18 protein-coding genes are annotated in these 22,109 nt (G+C 70.4%); 5 read left to right on the top strand and 13 right to left on the bottom strand.

Translation table 11 applies throughout. The annotated features are described in order from the left end of the window. Nucleotides 1-78: 78 nt before the first annotated feature. The 5 genes from ftsX to pruA form a co-directional block, all read right to left on the bottom strand. Nucleotides 79-954 carry a permease-like cell division protein FtsX gene (ftsX, locus tag O3438_RS17740; RefSeq protein ID WP_088986216.1) on the bottom strand — a complete coding sequence of 292 codons (876 nt, stop codon included), beginning with the start codon at nt 952-954 and terminating at the stop codon, nt 79-81. 67 nt (nt 955-1,021) lie between these two features. Next, on the bottom strand, nt 1,022-1,702 hold the full coding sequence (gene ftsE, locus O3438_RS17745; RefSeq protein WP_030331491.1) for a cell division ATP-binding protein FtsE: 681 nt from the start codon (nt 1,700-1,702) through the stop codon (nt 1,022-1,024). A gap of 118 nt (nt 1,703-1,820) precedes the next feature. Continuing rightward, complete coding sequence (gene prfB, locus O3438_RS17750) at nt 1,821-2,942, bottom strand: peptide chain release factor 2 (protein ID WP_269681015.1); 1,122 nt, start codon at nt 2,940-2,942, stop codon at nt 1,821-1,823. Between the two features lie 121 nt (nt 2,943-3,063). Further along, nucleotides 3,064-3,579, bottom strand: coding sequence for a PadR family transcriptional regulator (locus O3438_RS17755; RefSeq protein ID WP_269681016.1), 516 nt, complete (start codon nt 3,577-3,579; stop codon nt 3,064-3,066). 173 nt (nt 3,580-3,752) lie between these two features. Then, nucleotides 3,753-5,381, bottom strand: coding sequence for an L-glutamate gamma-semialdehyde dehydrogenase (gene pruA, locus O3438_RS17760; protein WP_269681017.1), 1,629 nt, complete (start codon nt 5,379-5,381; stop codon nt 3,753-3,755). Nucleotides 5,382-5,717: 336 nt separating this feature from the next. On the opposite strand from pruA, the gene O3438_RS17765 reads away from it, so the two are divergent. Beyond that, nucleotides 5,718-6,818 (top strand): hypothetical protein, encoded by a 1,101-nt coding sequence (locus O3438_RS17765; RefSeq protein ID WP_269681018.1) that lies wholly within the window; start codon nt 5,718-5,720, stop codon nt 6,816-6,818. Nucleotides 6,819-6,882: 64 nt separating this feature from the next. On the opposite strand, the gene O3438_RS17770 is transcribed toward O3438_RS17765, so the two are convergent. Continuing rightward, nucleotides 6,883-7,392 carry a DUF6912 family protein gene (locus O3438_RS17770; RefSeq protein ID WP_269681019.1) on the bottom strand — a complete coding sequence of 170 codons (510 nt, stop codon included), beginning with the start codon at nt 7,390-7,392 and terminating at the stop codon, nt 6,883-6,885. Between the two features lie 215 nt (nt 7,393-7,607). Between O3438_RS17770 and O3438_RS17775 the strand changes: the two genes are divergently transcribed. After that, nucleotides 7,608-7,835 (top strand): helix-turn-helix domain-containing protein, encoded by a 228-nt coding sequence (locus O3438_RS17775; RefSeq protein WP_088986222.1) that lies wholly within the window; start codon nt 7,608-7,610, stop codon nt 7,833-7,835. Between the two features lie 289 nt (nt 7,836-8,124). Beyond that, on the top strand, nt 8,125-8,718 hold the full coding sequence (locus tag O3438_RS17780; RefSeq protein ID WP_269681020.1) for an Rv3235 family protein: 594 nt from the start codon (nt 8,125-8,127) through the stop codon (nt 8,716-8,718). Nucleotides 8,719-9,338: 620 nt separating this feature from the next. Here O3438_RS17780 and secA read toward each other — a convergent pair. Next, entirely contained in the window at nt 9,339-12,266 is a 2,928-nt protein-coding gene (secA, locus tag O3438_RS17785; protein ID WP_269681021.1) for a preprotein translocase subunit SecA, read from the bottom strand. A gap of 168 nt (nt 12,267-12,434) precedes the next feature. On the opposite strand from secA, the gene O3438_RS17790 reads away from it, so the two are divergent. After that, nucleotides 12,435-13,586, top strand: a complete 1,152-nt coding sequence (locus O3438_RS17790; protein ID WP_269681022.1) for a GNAT family N-acetyltransferase — start codon at nt 12,435-12,437, stop codon at nt 13,584-13,586. Continuing rightward, nucleotides 13,583-14,695 (top strand): GNAT family N-acetyltransferase, encoded by a 1,113-nt coding sequence (locus O3438_RS17795; RefSeq protein WP_269681023.1) that lies wholly within the window; start codon nt 13,583-13,585, stop codon nt 14,693-14,695. Before O3438_RS17790 ends, O3438_RS17795 begins: the two co-directional genes overlap by 4 nt. Nucleotides 14,696-14,764: 69 nt before the next feature. Here the strand turns inward: O3438_RS17795 and hpf are convergent, their stop codons facing one another. The 6 genes from hpf to efeB form a co-directional block, all read right to left on the bottom strand. Continuing rightward, nucleotides 14,765-15,403, bottom strand: a complete 639-nt coding sequence (gene hpf / locus O3438_RS17800; RefSeq protein ID WP_145786423.1) for a ribosome hibernation-promoting factor, HPF/YfiA family — start codon at nt 15,401-15,403, stop codon at nt 14,765-14,767. A 246-nt stretch (nt 15,404-15,649) separates the two neighbouring features. Next, nucleotides 15,650-16,357 carry a ComF family protein gene (locus tag O3438_RS17805; protein ID WP_269681024.1) on the bottom strand — a complete coding sequence of 236 codons (708 nt, stop codon included), beginning with the start codon at nt 16,355-16,357 and terminating at the stop codon, nt 15,650-15,652. Between the two features lie 4 nt (nt 16,358-16,361). Next, nucleotides 16,362-18,179: an LpqB family beta-propeller domain-containing protein gene (locus O3438_RS17810; RefSeq protein ID WP_269681025.1), complete on the bottom strand. Its 1,818-nt coding sequence runs from the start codon at nt 18,177-18,179 to the stop codon at nt 16,362-16,364. Then, nucleotides 18,176-19,987 carry an MtrAB system histidine kinase MtrB gene (gene mtrB, locus O3438_RS17815; protein ID WP_269681026.1) on the bottom strand — a complete coding sequence of 604 codons (1,812 nt, stop codon included), beginning with the start codon at nt 19,985-19,987 and terminating at the stop codon, nt 18,176-18,178. The genes O3438_RS17810 and mtrB overlap by 4 nt, the downstream gene beginning before the upstream one ends. Nucleotides 19,988-19,999: 12 nt before the next feature. Beyond that, complete coding sequence (gene mtrA / locus O3438_RS17820) at nt 20,000-20,689, bottom strand: MtrAB system response regulator MtrA (protein ID WP_088986230.1); 690 nt, start codon at nt 20,687-20,689, stop codon at nt 20,000-20,002. 130 nt (nt 20,690-20,819) lie between these two features. Next, nucleotides 20,820-22,097: an iron uptake transporter deferrochelatase/peroxidase subunit gene (gene efeB, locus O3438_RS17825; protein ID WP_269681027.1), complete on the bottom strand. Its 1,278-nt coding sequence runs from the start codon at nt 22,095-22,097 to the stop codon at nt 20,820-20,822. Nucleotides 22,098-22,109: the final 12 nt, after the last annotated feature.

A 22,109-nucleotide genomic window follows, 5' to 3' on the forward strand; every position in this document is an offset into this window, starting at 1 on the left:
CACAAGGACCCTCCCGCGCCGTTTATTTCCGGCTGCGGGAGGGTCCTTAAGGAGACGACGGGACGACCCGTACGGTGCCTAGACCCGCAGGTAGAAGCGCAGGGTGATCCAGGCGGTGCCCGCACTGACCAGACCACCGACACCGGCCATCAGCGGGAAGATGAACAGGATGTCGCCCCAGGTGATCGGCGAGAGCAGACCCTGCAACGCGCTCAACGAGCCGTCGAAGAGCAGATACTTCGCCGCGATCAGGGCGACCAGACCGAGCAGCGAGCCGATCAGGCCGGCCACCACGGCCTCCAGCACGAACGGCGCCTGGATGAACCAGTTGGACGCGCCGACCAGCTTCATGACCGCGACCTCACGCCGCTTGCTGTACGCGGCCACCTGAATGGTGTTCGCGACAAGCAGCAGGGCGGCGATCGCCATCACGATGGCGGCGGCCAGGGCGATGTTCTGGATCGACGTGAGGATGTTGAAGATCTTGTCGAGCAGTTTGCTCTGGTCGACGATCTCGTCGACGCCCCCGGTCTCCTTGTACTGGTCGTAGATGTTCTTGTACTGCTCCGGGTTGTTCAACGTGATCCGGAAGGACTCCGGCAGCTGGTCCGGCTTGACCGCGTTCACCAGATCCGGAGCGTCCTGGTACATCGTCTTGAAGCGCTCGTACGCCTGGGCCTTGTCGACGTAGATGACCTCCTTCACCAGGGGGTCACCGTCGAGCTTGGTCCGCAGATCGGTGCGCTCCTGCTCGCTCACCTCCTGGTTCAGGAAGATCGCGACCTGGATGTTCTTGAAGTAGAGGTCCTTCATGTCGTCGACCTGGCGGTACATGAGACCGCTGGCGCCGAGCATGGTCAGCGAGACCGCCATCGTGATGATCATCGCGATGGACATGGTCACGTTGCGCCACAGTCCGACCAGTACCTCGGACAGGACGTATTTCACGCGCATCGGGATTTCCTCCGGGTCTCCGGCATGAGGTGTTCGTCGTCAGGCTGGGCAAGGGTGGAGCGTCGGCTCACCCGTAGACGCCGCGGGCCTGGTCACGCACGATGCGACCGCTCTCGATCTCGACGACGCGGCGGCGCATCTGGTTCACGATGTTGGAGTCGTGGGTGACCATCACGACGGTCGTGCCGGTGCGGTTGATCCGGTCCAGCAGACGCATGATCTCGATTGAGGTGTCCGGGTCCAGGTTTCCGGTGGGCTCGTCCGCCAGCAGGATCAGCGGACGGTTCACGAACGCCCGGGCGACCGCGACACGCTGCTGCTCACCACCGGAGAGCTCATGCGGGTAACGGTGCTCCTTGCCACCGAGCCCGACCAGCTCCAGAACCTCCGGCACGACCCGGCGGGCGACCGCCTTCGTCTTGCCGATCACCTCGAGGGCGAACGCCACGTTCTCGTAGGCGGTGCGGTTCGGCAGCAGCCGGAAGTCCTGGAAGACACAGCCGATCGAGCGCCGGAAGTGGGGTCGCTTCCAGGAACGCATCGACGTGACGTCCTTGCCGTTGACGACGACGCGTCCCTTGTTGGGGGCCACCTCGTGCAGCAGCATCTTGATGATCGTGGACTTGCCGGAGCCGGATGGACCGATGAAGAAGACGAACTCGCCCTTCTCGATCGAGACGGACACGTTGTCGAGCGAAGGCCGGGACGCCTTCGGGTACGTCTTCGTCACTTGCTCAAGCTGAATCACGGGTGGTGAGTCTACGCGGTGTAACAACTGAGCCAAGCCCCACGCCCCGCCGATCCGCCGCGAGTCGCCGAATCAGGCTCCCACCTGGAGATCGATGACGCGCTGCGCCTACACGCGGTTACGCACCGTCGTCGGCGAGTTGCCGCTGCTTGCGCCAACGGATGCCCGCCTCGATGAAACCGTCCAACTCACCGTCGAAGACGGCGCTCGGATTGCCGGTCTCCTGCTCGGTTCGGAGATCCTTCACCATCTGATATGGGTGCAGGACGTAGGAGCGCATCTGGTCACCCCAGGAGCCGGCGGCGTTCTCCTTGAGACCTTCGAGCTTGGCCTGCTCCTCCTGGCGCTTGCGCTCCAGCAGCCGGGCCTGCAACACCCGCAGCGCGGAGGCCTTGTTCTGCAGCTGCGACTTCTCGTTCTGGCAGGTCACCACGATGCCGGTCGGGATGTGGGTCAGCCGGACCGCAGAGTCGGTGGTGTTGACGCTCTGCCCACCAGGACCGGAGGAACGGTAGACGTCGACGCGTACCTCGTTCTCCGGGATGTCGATGTGGTCGGTCTGCTCGGTGACCGGCAGGACCTCGACGCCCGCGAAGCTGGTCTGCCGGCGGCCCTGGTTGTCGAACGGGCTGATCCGGACCAGGCGGTGGGTGCCCGACTCGACACTGAGCGTGCCGAACGCGTACGGCACCTTCACCGCGAAGGTGGCCGACTTCAGGCCCGCCTCCTCGGCGTACGAGGTCTCGTAGACCTCGGTCGGGTAACCGTGCCGCTCCGCCCAGCGCAGGTACATCCGCAGCAGCATCTCGGCGAAGTCGGCGGCGTCCACGCCACCGGCACCGGCGCGGATGGCGACCAGCGCCTCCCGGGAGTCGTACTCACCGGAGAGCAGGGTGCGGACCTCCATCTCCTGGATGGCCTTGGTCAACCCGGTGATCTCCGACTCGACCTCGGTCAGCACGCCCGGGTCGGACTCGGCCTCGGCGAGCTCCAGCAGCACCTGGGCGTCGTCGAGGCTGGAGCGGAGGGTGCCCAGCTTGCTGATCTCGCCGTTGACGTACGACAGCTGCGAGGTCACCTGCTGAGCCTTGGCCTGGTCGTCCCAGAGATCGGGGGCGGAGGCCTCCTGCTCGAGGCGGGCCTTGTCCTCGTGGAGCCGGTCGATGTTGAGGACGGCCTCGATGTTTCGCAGGGTCGCGTCGAGTTCCTTGAGCTGTTCGGCGTAATCGGCAGCGGTCACGACAGACAAGCGTACTGCGCGGACGAGGAGTGAGCTTGCGAGCCCCGCAGTTCCGCGCCAAATCGGCCCTGCGCCCAGGCTGCCGGAGCAGCGCGTTTGCTCTCGGCGAATCTGCCGGAGGTCACCCGACGGGGGCGGACTTCAGCCAGGACAGGGCGGCCTTGTGGTACGCGACGGCGAATTCCAGCGCGCTGGCGTCGTACGTCTCCCCGTCCCGTTTGGCGTTCTTGACCTGTTCCCGGACCTGGGCGAGGGCCTCGGTGTGGTACTCGTTGGCCGAGGCGTACAGGCCCTTCAACTGGCTCGCCGAGTGCAGGTTGCCGAAGGCCATCCGCAGCGCGATCGGGTTGCGGATGGTGTCCCGCCCCGGGTTCTCCGCGAGCCAGCGGGAGAACGTCCGCTTCCCACTGGCCGTGAGTGCGTACGGCTGGCTCATCCGCGGCCCCGGCTTACCGAGACGCACGTAACCCCGCTCGGCCAGCACCGGCAACTCGCGGTAGACCTGACTGCGGGTCATCGACCAGTACGGCGCCAGACGGCGCTCAGCGGCGGCCATCAACTGACCGCCTGTCATCGGGCCCTCGTGGAGGAGGCCGAGCAGGGCCGCCGCCGTAGGGTTGACTCCGGATTCCGCCATGCCCACTACGCTGCCACTTTGCGCACCCGGCGTCCAGGATTTGCCAGTTTGCCACCCAACAGGACTTCCTAAGTGCACTGTCGGCGGCAGACTGTCCGTTGAGGACTATCGATGGATTGCGGCAGGACGTCCGACCGCCGGCAGCGCCACGCGCCGCCGGCGGTCGTCGCCGGTCAGCCCATGTGGGGGTACGTGTGGTCCGTCGGCGGCACGAAGGTCTCCTTGATCGTCCGCGGCGACAGCCAACGGACCAGGTTCAACCAGGAGCCCGCCTTGTCGTTGGTGCCACTGGCCCGGGCACCACCGAAGGGCTGCTGCCCGACCACCGCGCCGGTCGGCTTGTCGTTGATGTAGAAGTTGCCGGCCGCGTACCGCATGCGCTCGGCGACCGCGTCCACCACCCGGCGGTCGTTGGCGAACACCGAGCCGGTCAACGCGTACGGGGCGATCGACTCGGCCTGCGCGACAACGTCGTCGAAGCGGGCGTCGTCGAACACGTGCACGCCCAGGATCGGCCCGAAGTACTCGGTGGTGAAGGTCTCGTGGGCGGCGTCGGAGCACTCGAACAGGGTCGGCCGGACGAAGTAGCCGACCGAGTCGTCCGCCGTGCCACCGGCCAGCACCCGGCAGGAGTCGTCACCGTTGATCAGCTCCAGCGCCGCGGTGTGCCGGGCAAACGCCTTGTCGTCGATCACCGCGCCGCCGAAGTTGCCGAAGTCGGCCACGTCGCCGTAGGTCAACGAGTCGGTGGTGGCGGCCAGCCGGTCGCGCAGCCCACCCTCCCAGATCGACCGTGGCACGTACGCCCGCGAGGCCGCCGAGCACTTCTGACCCTGGTACTCGTACGCGCCGCGGATCAGCGCGGTGTGCAGGGCGTCCACGTCGGCGCTGGTGTGCGCGACCACGAAGTCCTTGCCGCCGGTCTCGCCGACCAGTCGCGGGTAGCCCCGGTAACGGGAGATGTTGTCGCCGACGGTCCGCCACAACTGCTGGAAGACCTTGGTGGAACCGGTGAAGTGGATGCCGGCCAGATCCGGGTCGGCCAGCACGACGTCGGAGACCTCCTCGCCCCGGCCGGTGACCATGTTGATCACGCCGGGCGGCAGGCCGGCGGCCTCGAACAGCCGCATCGTGAAGTGCGCGGCGAACTGCTGGGTCGGGCCCGGCTTCCAGATCACCGTGTTGCCCAGCAACGCGGGCGCCGACGGCAGGTTGCCGGCGATGGCCGTGAAGTTGAACGGGGTGACCGCGTAGACGAAGCCCTCCAGCGGGCGGTGGTCGAAACGGTTCCAGACACCCGGGGCGGACGCCGGCTGCTCCTCGAGCAGGCGGCGGGCGAAGTGCACGTTGAACCGGAGGAAGTCGATGAACTCACACGCCGAGTCGATCTCCGCCTGGATCGTGGTCTTCGACTGGCCCAGCATCGTGGCGGCGTTGAGGGTGTCGCGCCAGGGGCCGGCGAGCAGTTCGGCGGCGCGCAGGAAGATCGCGGCGCGCTCCTCGAAGGGCAGCGCCCGCCACATCGGGGCAGCTTCCTTGGCCGCCTTGATCGCGGCGCTGGCGTCGTCGTGGGTCGCGTGACCCGTCACGCCCAGAACGTGCGCGTGCTTGTGCGGCTGCACCACGTCGATCGAGTCACCGGCAGCCATCCGCTGCTCACCACCGATGGTCATCGGCAGGTCGATGCGCTCGGCGGCGAGCTCGGTCAGCCGCCGCTGGAGCCGGTCCCGGTCGGGGCTGCCCGGCTCGTAGTTGCGAACCGGCTCGTTGCGCGGCTCGGGAACGGAGAACACGGCATCCATCAAGGCTCCTGGCGATCTCGACAGCAGTGGCGAAACCGGACCCGCAGGCACCGACCGGACGGTCGGACACCGGACGCCACCCGGGGGGCCGAGCAGCGGCGGGACCTCCCGTGATTCTCCCATGGAGAGCTGCGTGCCCCACCTCCGCCACCGTCTTCGGCCAAGGACCGGCGCACCCCTTCTCCCCTTACCGATCGGGCTCGATCCGGTGCCGCGACCGCTGGGCCGGCCGCCCGCCCGACGCGTACCCCCCTGCGGACCTCCCGGGGCGGCGGGCGACCCAGCGGGCCCGCGTACCCTGAATGGTCGGTGACCTGCCGCCTCGAAGGGGAGACGATGACCAAGCAGCCCGGCCGCGTCCCGGCCGCGGAGTCGGACGACCCGGCTGCCGACGCCGCCAGCCCCCGCAGCGGGCCGCTGCCCGCGCCCGGTGCGGCGGTCCTCGCGCTGCTGGCGCTCGCGTGGCTGACCGCCATGCTCTGGTCCACGCGGGAGGCCATCACCTCGGCGGCGGCCGGCGTCACCGCGATCAGCCTCTCCGCCTTCGCCCTGCCCGGCGTGATCTCGGCCGCGCTGGTGGCCGGGGCGGCCGTCGCGCTGGCGGCGGCCAACCTGCTGTCCCGCCGGTACGGCGACTGGGCCACCCTGCGCTTCACCGGGGCGATCGGCGGCGGCATGCTCGTCGGTCTGGGCGCCGCGCTGGCGATCAACCTCACCTACTTCGACACCTCGACCACCAACGTGATCGCCGGCACCACGGCCGCCGCCGCGATCATCGGCGGTGCCGTGGCCGCTGCGCGGACCGCCCCGGCGGTCGGCGCGGTGGTGGCCGCCGCGCTGGGCACGCTCCTCTTCGTGGTCGCGTTCAGCCAGGCCCGGGACCCGCTGTTCGACCTCTTCGGGGCCGGCGACAGCCAACAGTCGGTCGTCGACGCGGCCAAGTGGGTGTCCCGCACCGAGTCGCTCGTCGCCGGGCTGCTCGCCGGACTGCTCGCCTACGGCTACCTGACCTGGTCGCGACGGCGAACCCTCCGCCACGACCCCGAGGCGCCGGCACTGCGCTGGCCGGCGTACCTGCTCGCGGGCGCCGGACCAGGGCTGTTCCTGCTGCTCGCCGAGGTGATCATCCGGGTCGGTGGCCGATCGCTGCTCGATCTGGCCAGCGCGCTCAGCGAGGCGGACGCTGTGGCGCAGACGTCGCTGGGCACCTCCCGGGTGGACAACGGCATCTGGGTGCTGTTCGTCGGGGCCCTGACCGCGCTCATCGCGTTCGGCCGCACGCTCGGCCCCTCGCAGAACGACGACGACGAACCGGCCGACAAGCCGCAGGGCACCACGGACCCGGTCGCCGCGGACCGGGACATTGCCGAGACGGACCCGGCCGAGGCGTTCGACAGGCTCGACACGGGCCCGGCCAAGGCCGATCCGGCCCGCTGACGTCGGTCGGCGTCCGGCTCGGCGCGGTCGGGTCGTACCTCGCGGCGCTGTTGCGGTCTTCGGCTCAGCTTGCCGCGCGCAGCAGCTGGTCCAGCTCCGTCACGTCGTACCACTCCAGTTCGTGGTCCTCAGCGCCGTCGACGGCGAACTGGGCGTCGGGGTCGCTAGCTGCCGCCTCAGCCACCACGTCAGCCGCCGCGGTGACGTCCTCGACCGCGTCCGCGCCATCCACGTGGATGGCCGCGATGGCACCGACCGGCACGGCGTCAGCCAACGTCACCGTGCTGGAACCCAGCTCACCGTCGCCCCGCCCGACCGCGCGCGCCGGCAGGTCCACCGAGACGACGACACGGCGACGGGGAGCGTCCGGGTCGGCCCGGAGCAGGTGCAGCGCGTCCTGGGCGGCCCGGGTGAACGCGACGTACTCCAACTCCTCCTCGTCGCCCTCGGCGTACCACTCGCGCAGCGCCGGGGTCACGGCATGGGCCTCGTCGGCGGCCAGGCCCTCGGCGCGCAGCCGGGCCAGCATCGGTACGGTCGCCGGCACGTACACCCGGACAAGCTCGTCGGTCACCGGTCGTCTCCCCGCTTCGTCCACCGCCGGCGGCCGCCGGCACGGGCGCAGATCATGCCGCACGCCGTGACCGTCATACACCCCGCCTCCGGCCGGTGGAAGTTTCCGGCCGGTGTGTCCTCGCACGGTCCGACCTACCGCAGGTAGCCGGATGCTGGGCGGCGGGAGCTGTCGGTGGCAAACTGAGCCAAACGTCATCAACACCGGGAGTTCCTGTGGAGCCGAGGTTCCTGCTGCTCTCCGACGTCGCCGCCGAGCTGAACGTGTCGGACTCGCAGGTCTACCACATGGTGCGCAGCGGCGAACTGCCCGCGATCAAGATCGGCGGACGCGGACAGTGGCGCGTCGAACGTGCGCGGCTGGAGGACTACATAGCGCGCAAATACCATGAGACAGCAGAATGGGTACAGAGCAACCCCTTGATCGACCGCGACCCGGAGTAGCTGCTCCATCGGCCGTGTCGGACCTCAACATGGCCGAGTCGGTCGAATACGGCATTCTGCGCCTAACCCGCGAGCGCCACTCCCCTGAGGACGCCGAAACCGGTTGATCCAATCCATATCGGCGAAGTGGGGGTATCGGGCCGCAGCGATACCGCAACTTCGGCGAAGTGGAGTGGATCATGCTTCGCCCCATGTCCAGCTCGCCCGTGGGGCATTGACCGGGGCCGTTTCGTCGGTCAAAATTGGGCTGGTCGGAGGCAAACGAAAGCAAACGCAAGATCAAGGGGGCATGATGAGCGAGGCGCGACCCGGCCCCTCCCGACCACCCGTGCGGCTGCGCCCCGTCCCACCGGTCGATCCTCCGTACGTCGACGAGACCGACGGGTCGTACTGGCCGGCACCCACCCACGGTCAGCTCGCCCTCGACCTGTTCGCCTCGACACGGCGGGACCCGGTCCGACCACCCGAACGCCGGGCTGCCCTCCGCCCGGTGCCCACTCGGCCCACCGCTCACCCGGCCGCCTCGCTACCCGGAGCGACCGCTCCGGAGTCCGCCCGAGCTGCGCACCGTTTCGTCGGCACCTGCCTGGAAGTGATCAACGGCTACCGGTCACCGGCACAGGTGCGCGCGTTGCTCGACCCACCCCGAGCGGCTGACCTGCTGGCCGAGCTGGCCCGCGCATCAACGCGCACCGGGGCACCTCGCCGCCGCGCATCCCGACCGGCGGTCCGACTACTACGCCTCCGTGTCTGCGAGCCTCGGGAAACGGCCGTGGAGGCGGCTGCCGTCCTCACCGGCGCGGCCGGTCGAAGTTGGGCGATGGCGCTCCGTCTGGAACACCGTCGGGGCCGCTGGCTCTGCACCGCCCTGCACGTCCTCTGACAAAAGCGGCCGAGCCAAGGCCGGTCGGGCCGGGACGAGGCACGGCCAGGACGAGGCACGGCCAGGCCAGAGTGAGACCCGGCCAGGACCGCCAGATCGTCCCACTCCAGGTCGAGCCATGCCGGCCGGGCTTGATCGACTCGGGTTCTGGGAAGTCGGGCCATCAACCTGCCGACGACACTCCGACTTCCTGCAAACCGAGTCGATCATCAGGAGCGCGGGTCGCAGACGGCAAAGACGCAGAGGGCGAGCCGCAGGCGGCGGGCGGCGCGCCCTGAGCCGCAGACGGCGGGTCCCGGGCGACGGCGGCGAGCCGCGAGCGACGGCGGCAGGGGCGAGCCGCGGCGGCAGGGGCGAGCCGCGAGCGACGGACGGCGAACCGCGGACGGCAACGAGCCCCGGGCGACGACGGCCAGCAGCAGGCGACGGACGACGAGCCCTGGGCGACGGCGGCGAGCGATGGCGGCAGGCGGCGAGCGGCGAGCGGCGAGCGGCGAGCGGCGAGCGGCGGGCGGCAGGCCGCAGGCCGCAGGCCGCGAACGGAATCGGCACGAGAAGGGCCGTGGACGACGAACGGGTCCCGGCCTGGCGGCCGGGACCCGTTCGTCAGGTGCTGTTGATCAGTTGCCGCCGTTGGGGGCACCGTGGCAGCGCTTGTACTTACGACCCGAGCCGCACGGGCACGGCGCGTTGCGGGACGGACCGTTGCTCGCCTCCGCCTGGTTCGGCGCCGGGCGACGGGAGCCGGCCGTCGGGAGCGCCGGGCCACGAAGTCCGGACGCGGGTCGCTGCGGCGCGGACGGGGCGGTCTGCCCCGGTGCCGCCGGAACATTCGGGGACGGTCGGCCCACACCGAGCGCAGGAGCCTGCTGCTCGGCCTGCTCGACGGCGACCGCGCCCGGGCTGGCCTCACCGTCGATGGTGGGAGCGGAGTATTGCAGGCCCTGCCGCCGAGGTGGCTGGTCGAGGCCCTTGGCACGAATCTCCACCGGCTTGTCGAGCAGGGTGACCTCGTCGGCCCCCTCCTCCGGCTCCGGTTCGGTCACCTGGACGTCGATGTTGTAGAGGAAGCCGACAGTCTCTTCCTTGATGCCGTCCATCATGGTGGCGAACATGTCGAAGCCCTCGCGCTGGTATTCCACCACCGGGTCGCGCTGGGCGTACGCCCGGAGGTTGATGCCCTCCTGGAGGTAGTCCATCTCGTAGAGGTGCTCGCGCCACTTCCGGTCGATGACCTGGAGCAGCACCATCCGTTCGAGCTGGCGCACACCCTCGGTGCCGAGCTGCTCCTCGCGCCGGTCGTACGCGGCGTTCGCGTCCTCCTTGAGGCGGGCGACCAGGAAGTCGGCGTCCATGCCGGCCCGCGAGCCGCCGGCTTCCTCCTCCAGCTCCTCGATCGTCACGCCGACCGGGTAGAGCTGCTTCAGGCTGGACCAGAGCTGTTCGAGGTCCCAGTCTTCGCCGTAGCCCTCGGAGGTGGCGCCCCGCACGTACGCCTCGACGGTGTCGTCGATCATGTTGCGGACCTGGTCGGAGAGGTCTTCGCCGTTGAGCACCCGGAGTCGCTCGGCGTAGACGACCTGGCGCTGCTTGTTGAGCACCTCGTCGTACTTGAGGACGTTCTTGCGGATCTCGGCGTTCTGGCCCTCGATCTGGGCCTGGGCGCTCTTGATCTGCCGGGTGACCATCTTCGACTCGATGGGCACGTCCTCCGGGATGTTGAAACGCTCCATCACGGCCTCGACCGCACCGGCCCGGAAGCGTCGCATCAGCTCGTCCTGGAGGGACAGGTAGAAGCGGGACTCGCCCGGGTCGCCCTGCCGGCCGGCACGACCGCGCAGCTGGTTGTCGATCCGGCGGGACTCGTGCCGCTCGGTGCCCAGCACGTACAGGCCACCGGCGGCGGAGACCTCTTCCGCCTCGGCGTCACAGGCCTGCTTCCAGGTGGGGAGGACCTCCTCCATCGCCTTGGCGTACTCTTCCTCGTTCTCCAACGGGTCGAGGCCGCGCTGGCGCAGCTCGTTCGCGGCGAGGAACTCGGCGTTGCCGCCGAGGAGGATGTCGGTGCCACGGCCGGCCATGTTGGTGGCGACGGTGACGGCGCCCTTACGCCCGGCCTGGGCGACGATCTCGGCCTCCCGGGCGTGGAACTTGGCGTTCAGCACGTTGTGCGGGATGCCGCGTCGGCGCAGCAGCTGGGAGAGGATCTCGGAGTTTTCCACCGAGACGGTGCCGACCAGCACCGGCTGACCCATCTGGTGCCGCTCGGCGATGTCCTCGATGACGGCGTTGAACTTGGCCTTCTCCGTCTTGTAGATGACGTCGGGCCGGTCCTCGCGGACCATCGGGCGGTGCGTCGGGATGGTCACGACGCCGACCTTGTAGACCTTGTTGAACTCGCTCGCCTCGGTCTGCGCCGTACCGGTCATGCCGGACAGCTTCGTGTAGAGGCGGAAGTAGTTCTGGAGGGTGATGGTGGCCAGGGTCTGGTTCTCCTGCTTGATCTCCACCCCCTCCTTGGCCTCGATCGCCTGGTGCATGCCCTCGTTGTAGCGACGGCCGTGCAGGATGCGACCGGTGAACTCGTCGACGATCAGGACCTCACCGTCGCTGACGATGTAGTCCTTGTCGCGCTTGTAGAGCTCCTTGGCCTTGATGGCGTTGTTGAGGTAGCCGACCAGAGGGGTGTTGACCGACTCGTAGAGGTTGTCGATGCCGAGCCGGTCCTCGACCTTGGCGACACCGCGCTCGGTCACGGCGATGGTGCGCTTGGAGTGGTCGACCTCGTAGTCGCCCTCGCCGTCGGTGCCGGGCTGGAGCCGGGCCACCACGCCGGCGAACTCGCCGTACCAGCGGGCGGAGTGCTCGGCCGGACCCGAGATGATCAGCGGGGTGCGGGCCTCGTCGATGAGGATCGAGTCGACCTCGTCGACCACCGCGAAGTTGTGGCCGCGCTGGACCAGCTCGTCCTTCGACCAGGCCATGTTGTCGCGCAGGTAGTCGAAGCCGAACTCGTTGTTGGTGCCGTAGGTGATGTCGCAGTCGTAGGCGGCCTTGTGCTCGCTGGCCGGGCGGTTGGGCAGGACCACGCCGACGGTCAGCCCGAGGAACTCGTGCACCCGACCCATCCACGCCGCGTCACGCTGGGCGAGGTAGTCGTTGACCGTGATCACGTGGACGCCCTTGCCGGAGAGCGCGTTGAGGTAGACGGCCATGACCGAGGTCAGCGTCTTGCCCTCACCGGTCTTCATCTCGGCGATGTTGCCGAAGTGCAGCGCCGCACCGCCCATCACCTGGACGTCGTACGGCCGCTGGCCCAGCACCCTGGCGGCCGCCTCGCGGGCCACCGCGAACGCCTCCGGCAGCAGGTCGTCGAGGGTCTCGCCCTCGTCGAGCCGCTCCCGGAACTGCTCGGTCATGCCGGCCAGTTCCTCGTCGGTGAGGTTGACGTAGTCGTCCTCGATCGAGCTGACGGCGGCAGCGATGGCCTTGAGCCGGCGCACCATGCGGCCCTCGCCGGCGTTAAGGACCTTTTCCAGAATCGACACGGATCAACGCTCCCCTAGACAGTCTCGAACCATCGTAGGCGCTCCATCGGCTCGATGGTCACTGGTGGCGGTGCTCGACCCCGCCGAACCCGACATAAGTCGCGTCCTGCACATGCCCCAAACGTTATCCGGTTACGCCGTCGGCGAACGTTGCGGCACGATGCACGGGTGGAGCCCGTAGAGATCATCGAGGACGGCGTGCTGCTGCGGCCCTGGCGGGAGGCGGACGCCGAGGCCGTGCACCGAGCCTGCCAGGACCCGGACATTCAGCGCTGGACGACAGTGCCGCGTCCGTATCGGCCGGAACATGCGCTCGGTTTCGTCACCGAGGTGACCGGACGAGCCTGGGCGGAGGGCAGCGGCGCTCCGTTCGCGGTCTGCGACCCGGCGACCGGTGACCTGCTCGGCTCCTGCGGTTTGATCTCCATCGACCCGGACGGCAACGGTGAGATCGGCTACTGGACCGCCCCCTGGGCGCGGGGCCGGGGGGTGATGGTCCGGGCCACCCGGGCGGTGGCCCGCTGGTCCTTCGACGGCCTGGGGCTGCGCCGGTTGATCTGGCAGGCCGAGGTGGGCAACCACGCCTCCCGGCTGGTCGCGCTGCGGGCCGGCTTCCGGGTCGACGGCCGGCTGCGGCTGGCCCACTCGCCGCTGCACGGCGCTGCGGACGGCTGGATCGGCTCTCTGCTGCCCGGTGAGGTGCCCGCGCCCGGGTCGACCGGGCCGGCCGGTCCGGGCACCCTGGCCGCTCGGCGGGCCGCCGTCTTCGGCCGCCCGCAGCCTGTCCTGTTCGCCTCTGCGGCATCCGGCGAGCTGCGGCTACGGCCCATGGAGGAACAGGACCTGGACGCCGTGGTGCGGACCTGCCAGGACCCGGAGAGCATCCGCTGGACCACGGTGCCGGACCCGTATGACCGCGCCGACGCGCAGGGTTACCTGGCCTACGGCCGGGACGCCTGGGCTCGGGGGGACGCCGCCTGTTTCGTGATCGCCGACCCCGACGACCGGTATGTCGGCACTATCGACCTTCGACTCTCCTCCGGTGACCCGCTGCTGGCGGATGTGGGGTTCATGACCGCCCCGGAGGCCCGTGGCCGGGGATACCTGCCGGCCGCGCTCGTCGCTCTCAGCGCCTGGGGGTTCAGCACGTTGGGCCTGGCCCGCATCGAGTGGCGGGCGAACGTCGGCAACACCTCCTCCCGCCGGGCGGCGGAGAAGGCGGGCTTCACCATGGAGGGGACCGCCCGGGCCGGGGTGCAGCACCGGGGCGAGCGCGTCGACGTGTGGGTGGGGGCGCTGCTCGCCAAGGACCTGACGTGAGCTTCGAACAGGTCGTGGAGGCGCACGGGGTGCGGCTGCGACCGTTCCGCGACGAGGACGTCCCCGATGTGGTCGACGGCTTGGCCGACCACGTCAGCCAGCGGTTCATGACCGGCCTGCCATCGCCGTACACCGAGGTCGACGCGCGGTGGTGGATCGACGCGGGCGCCCCGGCGGCCTGGACCGGCGGCGGCGCGGCGTACGCCGTCGCGGACCCGGCGACGGACCGCCTGCTCGGCACCGTGGGCCTGTCCAACCCGGTGCCCGCGCGGGGGCAGGCCGAGATCGGCTACTGGCTGCGGCCCGCGGCGCGCGGACGAGGCGTGGCCACGGCGGCGACCCGTGCGCTCGCCGAGCACGCGTTCGCCTCCGGGACGGCTCGGCTGGAGCTGCTCACCGCCGTGGAGAACGGCGCGAGCCAGCGGGTCGCGCTGGCCGCCGGTTTCCGCCACGAGGGTTCCCGCCGGTCCGCCGGTAGCGCCCGCGACGGGGGTCGGCACGATCTGCTGGCCTGGGTACGCCTCGCCGGCGATCCCCCCGGCCCGGTCGCCCGGCTGCTGCCCGACCTGCCCGACGGGGTGCTCACCGATCAGGTGGTGGCGCTGCGGCGACTCGCGCCGGGCGATGCGGAGCTGATGTACCGGCTGCACAGTCGACCCGAGGTGGTGGCGAACCAGGCGCCGCCCGTGCCGCCGACGCGCGAGGCGATCGAGCGGCGCTGCCGTCTCGCGGAGAGCGGGTGGCTGACCGGCGAGATCGCCCGGCTGCTGATCACCGACGTGTCCAGCGGGGAGCCGGTGGGCAGTTGCGGGCTGTCGTACACCGATGTGGCCGGCGGCGAGGCGTCGGTGGGTTACGCCCTGTTGCCCGACTGGCGCGGCCGGGGGTACGCGACGCGGGCCGTCCGGCTGCTCGCGGCCTGGGCGTTCGGCGAGGTCGGCGTCGCTCGGCTGAGCGCCGGTACGGTGCCGGACAACATCGCGTCGCACCGGGTGCTGGAGCGGGTCGGGTTCCACGGTGAGGGCCTACAGCGTGGTCGCCTGCCGGGCCTCGACGGCACCCGTCTGGACGATCTGACGTTCGCGCTGCTGCCCGGCAATCTGCGCTGAGACCGGATCAGGGAGTTGTGGCGGGACTCGCCCCACCACAACTCCCTGATCGACGCGGTCAGGGGCCGGTCAGGTGGCGAGGGAGATGATGCCGTAGTCGTAGGCGTGTCGCCGGTAGACGACGCTGGGACGGCCGGACTCCTTGTCCTGGAACAGGTAGAAGTCGTGCCCGACCAGTTCCATCTCGAACAGCGCGTCGTCGATCGTCATCGGCTCCGCCGGGTGCACCTTCTCCCGGGCGATGTGCCACGGCTGCTGGTCGTCGTACTCCTCCTCGACCCGCTCCGCGACGGCGGTGCCGGCGCGAGCACCGTCGGCCGGCGCGCTCAGGGCGGGGGCCACGAGGTCCGCGACGGGCAGGCCCGCGGTGGCCTCGGCGACGGAGATCGGCGCGTGCCGGCCCCGGTGTACGCGGCGACGGTCGGCCGCGCGACGCAGCCGGGTGTCGAGCTTGGCGATGGCCGCGTCGAGCGCGCTGTAGAAGTCGTTCGTGCAGGCCTCGGCCCGAATGACCGGGCCCCGGGAAACGCAGGTGATCTCCACCCGCTGGCAGTGGTCGGCCTGGCGCGGATTGCGCTCGTGAAACAGCTCGACATCGACACGAATAAGCTTGTGGTCGTAGCGTTCGATCTTTGCGAGTTTCTCGGCTACGTGCACCCGGTAATGGTCCGGCACTTCGACGTTTCGGCCCTTGACCACGATGTCCACGTGACCTCCCTTGTTCGGACGGTCTTCGATCCGGTTAGCCCGGTCGCGCGCCGTGGGGAGACCCGCTGGCGTCGACCGGTTGGTACGGCTACGCCTCCTCTCACCGCCAGGGGCGGGTGGAAAGACCTCCTACCCCCGACAGCGAAACGCTAACTCCTGTTTGCTCGACAGTCACCCCATGTTGCCGAGACAGCCCAGGATTTTTCGCAGCTCGTACACCAATGGGTGAAACGGAAACACGATCGGTTACGACTGGTGTCTTTTCTCGGTCGCCGCGAGCACCGCGGCCACACTCGGTGCCCACCCGGTGGCGGTCAGCACCCGGGCTGCGGCGGCCAGGGTGACGCCGGTGGTGACGATGTCGTCGAGCAGCACCACGACGGGTTCCCCGCTCGCGGGTCGGCCCCGGTCCGGTGCTGTGGAGCGCGGCCGGAACGCCGCTTCGGCCGCCGCGGCCCGACCGGTGCTGTCCAGGGTGACCGAGTCGGGTCGGGGCAGCGCGCGCAGCGGGCGGCGCACCCGCACCGCCCAGCCGCTCCGGGTGAGACGGGCAGCGCAGTGCCGGGCCAGCCGGTCCAGGTGGTCCCCGTACCGGGACCGGGCCGCTGCCGCCGTGTCCGGGACCGGGACCAGTGACAGCGGCCTGGACTCGCCGACCGCCGCCGCGACGACCTCCGCGAGCAGCGCGCCGAGCGGACGGGCCAGCCCGTGCCGACCGTGTTCCTTGTACGCCAGCAGCGCCTCGCGCAGCGGGCCGGCGTACGGGCCGAGCGCGACGCAGGGCGGCAGGCCCGGTGGGGCGGGTGTGGGCCGGACCGACAGTGGCCGCAGCGCCTCCAGCGCGGTGACGCACGCCGGGCAGACCCCGTGCCGCAGGCTGGGCCGCCGCTCCCGACAGCCCGCGCAGGTGGTGGGCAGAACCAGGTCGGCGAGGTCCGCCCAGAGCCCGCTCACCGTGTCAGTAGAGGAAGAACGGGGCCGACGGGTTGCTCGGGCGGACACCGGCCGGCACCGGGGCGATGTCCCGCACGCGCTCGGGCTCGATCCGCTCGAACGGGCCGCTCCGGTAGGCCACCCCGTTCGCCTCGTACATGTAGGCCCCGCTGGGTGCCCGCACGGTCCGGTTGGTCGGGTACGCCGTCAGGTGGTTGACCTTGGCCCCCACGTCGGTCCGCAGCGGTGTCTCCAGGGCGCCGTCGACGCTGATCTCGTAGATCGCCTGCTGGCCCGCCGACCCGGCCACCACCAGCCGGTCCTCCCGGCCCCAGTCGACAGCCGTGAGGCCGGTCAGCGAGGTGGCCAGCTGCCGGGGCGGCCCGATCGAGACCCCGCCGCCGTCGAGGTTGACCGCGGCGACGTAGAGCCGCCCGCCCGCGATCAGCGCGACGCGCTGGCCGTCCAGCGCGGCGGCCACCGCTGTGACGTTGCCGGAGGGCAGGTTGAGGGGCACCTGGTACATGCGGGCCGCCTCGTCGAACCGGTAGAGCTGCCCGTCGGCCACCACCAGGCCGCGGCCGGCCCGGGTGTCGGCGGTACGCAGCCAGACCGGGCGGCTCATCGAGGTGTGCTCAGTGTCGCTGCGGCTGACGCCGGTGACCGGCGCGGCACCCGAGCCGACCGACAGACGGTACCGACCGTTGCTGCTGCCGGTGGTGATCATCGCGGCGAGGATCCGCCGGTCCTTGGCCACGGCGAGGTCGGCGGAGACGATGTTGCGGTTGGCCTCGGGCGCCAGCGGCACGGTCCCGCTGAGTTCGCCCTGGAAGTCGAGCGGGTGGATGGCGCCCTCGTACACGCCGAACCGCTGCGGGATGTCGGCGTTCGGGTAGAGCTGCTGGGCGGTTCGTCGCTCGTCCAGGTCCTGCACGGGCTGCGGGTTGTTGCGGATCTTCAGCTCCAGCTCGCCGGTCAGGTCACCGAGCGACCAGGCGAGTTGGGTGATCAGCTGGTCGATCCCGTTCCGGTCGTCACCGGACATGTCGAGGTTGACCTCCCACCGGCTGTCCGCGCCGGTGGCGTTGTTGATCAGCTCGGTGCGGTCGGGCAGCCCGACGACACCCGGACGCAACCAGTCGGAGGGCCCCCCGACCAGCCACTTCACCACCTCGTTGACCCGGCGCTCGCTGGGCACCGCCAGCGGCCGGTAGCGCTGGTCCGGCACGAGGCGGCTGCGGTCGGAACTCCAGAAGTAGATCGACTCGTCCTGGTAGTACTGCTTGAGAGCGACGTCGCTGAGCAGCAGCACGTTCGGCGGGTCGACGACGTAGAGGCCGGCACGCTCGTCGTTGGCACCGCCGTCGAGCGCAGCGCTCCGAAGCCGGAACTCGTACTCGGTCTCGGTCGCGACAGGTGGGGCGAGGACGCCGTTGGCCCGCAGCACACCGATCTGCTGCACGGTGATCTTCACGGTGGTCGTGTTGTCGCTGTTCAGGGTGTAGACCGCCTCACCCAGCCGGACCACGTTCAGCGCGACCTCGCTGCCCTTCTTGTCCTGTAGGCGGGACTTGGACTCCGGGGCGACGAACGCCTTGACCCGCTCGTAGGCCCGGTCCGGCTCACCCGCGGCGGCGGACAGGAAGTTGCGTACGAACATCTCGTTGTCGCTGCCGCTGGACGTCCGCTTCGGCGGCTCGCCGCTGCGCAGGTCGACCACGCCGGCCCCGGTCGCGGCACCGCCCTTGCCGTCCACCCGCACGTCGGAGCCGGCCGGGATGCCACAGCCGGCACCCAGCAGCACCACCGCTCCGAGTGCTCCGAGCAGAGACTGTCGTTTCACGATCGCACCTCCGCCCGTTGCTCGTCCCCGGTCTGGGTGGGGCCGCCGGCCGACCCTCCACCCGGGCCGCCCGCCGACGTCCCGCCGCTGCCGGGGCCGATCGCCAGGGCACCACCGGTGCCGGGGCCGATGGCCAGCGGGCCACCGTCGCGGGGGCCGCCGAAGGGCAGCGCGGCGTCGGCCGGCACCAGTCGCAGCGGCGAGGTGGTCAGCCGGTCACCGGCGCGGGCCGGCAGGGTGAGCCGGAACTGTGCGCCCTGCCCGGGAGCACCCCACGCCTCCAGCCAGCCGCCGTGCAGGCGGGCGTCCTCCAGGCTGATCGACAGGCCCAGCCCGGTGCCACCGGTCTGCCGGGCCCGGGACGGGTCCGCCCGCCAGAACCGGTTGAACACCAACTTCTCCTCGCCCACCTTGAGCCCCACCCCACGGTCGCGGACGGTGATCGCCACGGCGGTCTCGTCGACGCCGAGGGTGATCAGCACCGGACGGGCCTCGCCGTGCTCGACCGCGTTGCCGACCAGGTTGCGCAGGACCCGCTCGACCCGGCGCGGGTCGACCTCGGCGATCACCGGTGCGCTCGGCAGGTCGAGTTCGATCGGGACGCCCACCCGCTCGGCCAGACCAGCCAGCCGGTCGACCACCCGGTGCACCACCGGCACCAGGTCGGTCGGCTCGGAATCCAGCATGGCGAAGCCCGCGTCGAACCGACTGATCTCCAACAGGTCGGTGAGCAGCTCCTCGAACCGGTCCAACTCGGCCTGGAGCAGCTCCGCGCTGCGGGCCACCGCCGGGTCGAACTCGTCGCGCTCGGCGAAGATCAGGTCGGCGGCCATCCGGACGGTGGTCAGCGGCGTACGCAGCTCGTGCGACACGTCGGAGGTGAAGCGGCGCTGCAACCGGGACATCTCCTCCAGGCGCAGAATCTGCCGTTGCAGGTTGGTGGCCATCTGGTTGAACGAGGCGGCCAGCAGGGCGAGGTCGTCCTCGCCGTTGACCACCATCCGCTGGTCGAGCAGGCCGGCGGAGAGCCGCTGGGCGGTGCGCGCGGCGACCCGGACCGGGTTGACCACCAGGCGAGTGACCAGCGCCGCGAGCAGCCCGAGCAGGATCACCAGGGCGACCCCGGTGGCCACCACCGTGGCGCGGGCGTCGGCGGCGGTGACGTCCTGCCGCGTCAACGGCACCAGGTAGTAGATCTCGATCTGCCCGAAGCGGGTGGGCACCGGTGAGCCGTACACCAGATATTTGGTCGTCTCGCCGGTGAGCCGCCCGGTGCGGATCTGGCTGGCCACCTTGCCGTCGGCGATCGCGGCCCGCAGCTCCGGGCTGATCAACGGTCGGACGTTCGCGGCGGGCGCGGTGCGCGTCTGGATCTGGTCGGGGTAGCTGTTGGCCGTGATCGCCACCACCACCCCGCTGGTCTGCTGCGGGTCGCCTCCGGCGAGGTAGTTGACAGTGTCGTCGATGGTCTCCTGGAGCTGCGCCTCCTGCGGCTGGCCGTAGAGCGAGACCTGCTTGGTGGCGTAGCTGGCGCCGCTGGTCACCCGTTGCCGGACGTCGCTGCGGGCGTTGTCCAGCAGGATGGTGGTGATCTTGTCAGCGATCAGGAACGCGAAACCGCCGACCAGCAGACTGGACGCGACGAGTGTGATGGTGACGACCCGGACCTGTAGCGAGCGGCGCCAGGTCTGGTGCACCCGGGCCACCAACCGGGCGACCCGACCGCTCACCGCACGCCAGACCTCACCGCCGGCGCTGGGCCGGCGGGCAGCCGTGCTCGGGGAGGGTGTGGGCGGTGAGGTCGACACAGTGCGACCAGGCTATCCGGTCCCCGCCTTGTAGCCCACGCCCCGCACGGTGAGGATGATTTCCGGGCGCTCCGGGTCCGGTTCGATCTTGGCGCGCAACCGTTGCACGTGAACGTTGACCAGCCGGGTGTCGGCAGCGTGCCGGTAACCCCAGACCTGCTCCAGCAGCACCTCACGGGTGAAGACCTGCCGGGGCTTGCGGGCGAGCGCGACCAGCAGGTCGAACTCCAGCGGCGTGAGCTTCACCTCCTCGTCGTTGCGACTGACGGTGTGCGCCGGCACGTCGATGGAGATCTGGTTGTCGGGTGGCCCGATGGTCAACATCTCCGGGGCCACGTCCTCGCCTCGGCGCAGGCGGGCCCGCATCCGGGCGACCAGCTCCTTGGGCTTGAACGGCTTGACCACGTAGTCGTCGGCACCGGACTCCAGGCCGAGAACGACGTCCACGGTGTCGCTCTTGGCGGTGAGCATGACGATCGGCACGCCGGATTCACCCCGGATCGACCGGGCAACGTCGATACCGCTCATTCCGGGCAACATCAGGTCAAGCAGCACGATATCGGGACGACTGTCACGAAATGCGGCCAACGCCCGCTCGCCGTCCGCCACGAACGAGGGCAGGAAGCCCTCACTACGCAGCACGATGCCGAGCATCTCGGCGAGCGCGGGGTCGTCGTCGACCACCAGTACGCGGGCTCTCATGGGATTAATATTGCATCCTCATTCAGTTCGGTGGGACCGGCGTCTGCCTGCCTGTCACATGATCCCCCTTCGACGCCGCCCGGCGCCACCGCAGCCCCGGCCGTTTCCGCTGTCGCCAACCGGACGGCGGTCAGCCGAAGAGCGCCCGCCCCCAGTGGTCTCCGCCGTCACGTACCCCGGGCGGGCAGGCGAACACACCGCTGGAGACGTGCCGCAGATATTCGTTCATCACGTCGTGCCGCGCCAACTGCGTCTGGATCGGCACGAACTGGCGACGCGGATCGCGCTGGTAGGCGATGAAGAACAGACCCGCGTCGAGCCGTCCGAGGCCGTCGGAGCCGTCGACGAAGTTGTAGCCGCGACGGAGCAACTGGGCGCCACCGTTCCGGCTCGGATGGGCCAACGTGACGTGGGCGTGCTCGGCGATCACCGGCTTGCCGTCCGCGCCGCGCGCCGCGAAGTCCGGCTCGTCGAACTCGTCGGTCCGGCCGAGCGGAGCACCGCTGCCCTTGCTCCGCCCGACGATCTCCTCCTGCTCGGCCAGCGGGGTACGGTCCCAGGTCTCCACCAACATCCGGATCTTGCGGGTGACCAGGTACGAGCCCCCGGCCATCCAGTCCGGCCCGTCGCCCGGCTGCACCCACAACTGGTCGCGTAGCAGGTCGGTGTCCTCGGCCTTGAGGTTGGCCGTCCCGTCCTTGAAGCCGAACAGGTTGCGCGCGGTGGCCTGCTCCCGGGAGGTCGACGAGGTACGGCCGAAGCCGAGCTGCGACCAGCGGACGCTGACCACTCCCATGCCGAGTCGGGCCAGGTTACGGATCGCGTGCACGGCCACCTGCGGGTCGTTGGCGCAGGCCTGCACGCAGAGGTCGCCTCCGGAGAGCTGTGGCTGCAACGCGTCGCCCGGGAACTTCGGCAGCTCGGCGAGGGCGGCGGGCCGCCGGTCGGCGATGCCGAAGCGGTCCCGACCGTCGGCGTCGCGGAACAGCGTCGGGCCGAAGCCGATGGTCAGGGTGAGCTGCGAGGGAGGCAGACCGAGCGCCTCACCGGTGTCGTCCGGTGGGGCCTCCGGCATCCCCCCGACCGCGCCGAGAACCCCGGCGTCCTGGCCGGCCGTCATCCGGGCGGCGGCGGCCGTCCACTCTTCGAGCAGCTCGACCAGCCGGGCCGGGTCCTTGGTGATCACGTCGAAGGCGACGAAGTGCAGCCGGTCCTGCGCCGGGGTGACGATGCCGGCCTGGTGCTCACCGTGAAACGGCACGGCCCCGGCCGGGTGGTCGCTCGCTGCGGCCGGGCCGTGGGAGCCGTTCACCATCGCCCCCACGCCGACCGCCGCACCGGCGACCCCGGCCACCCCGGCGCCGGCGAGCGTGATCGCCCGCCGGCGGGTCAACCCGCTCCCGCTCATCTGTCCCCCTGA

This window comes from Micromonospora sp. WMMC250, assembly GCF_027460215.1.
In the GTDB taxonomy this organism is placed as follows: domain Bacteria; phylum Actinomycetota; class Actinomycetes; order Mycobacteriales; family Micromonosporaceae; genus Micromonospora; species Micromonospora taraxaci.

Coding starts and splice junctions, on each gene's coding strand:
- O3438_RS17765 (WP_269681018.1), top strand. CDS start 5,718: ATGACCAAGCAGCCCGGCCGCGTCCCGGCCGCGGAGTCGGACGACCCG.
- pruA (WP_269681017.1), bottom strand. CDS start 5,381: ATGGATGCCGTGTTCTCCGTTCCCGAGCCGCGCAACGAGCCGGTTCGC.
- O3438_RS17780 (WP_269681020.1), top strand. CDS start 8,125: ATGATGAGCGAGGCGCGACCCGGCCCCTCCCGACCACCCGTGCGGCTG.
- O3438_RS17755 (WP_269681016.1), bottom strand. CDS start 3,579: ATGGCGGAATCCGGAGTCAACCCTACGGCGGCGGCCCTGCTCGGCCTC.
- efeB (WP_269681027.1), bottom strand. CDS start 22,097: ATGAGCGGGAGCGGGTTGACCCGCCGGCGGGCGATCACGCTCGCCGGC.
- mtrA (WP_088986230.1), bottom strand. CDS start 20,689: ATGAGAGCCCGCGTACTGGTGGTCGACGACGACCCCGCGCTCGCCGAG.
- ftsX (WP_088986216.1), bottom strand. CDS start 954: ATGCGCGTGAAATACGTCCTGTCCGAGGTACTGGTCGGACTGTGGCGC.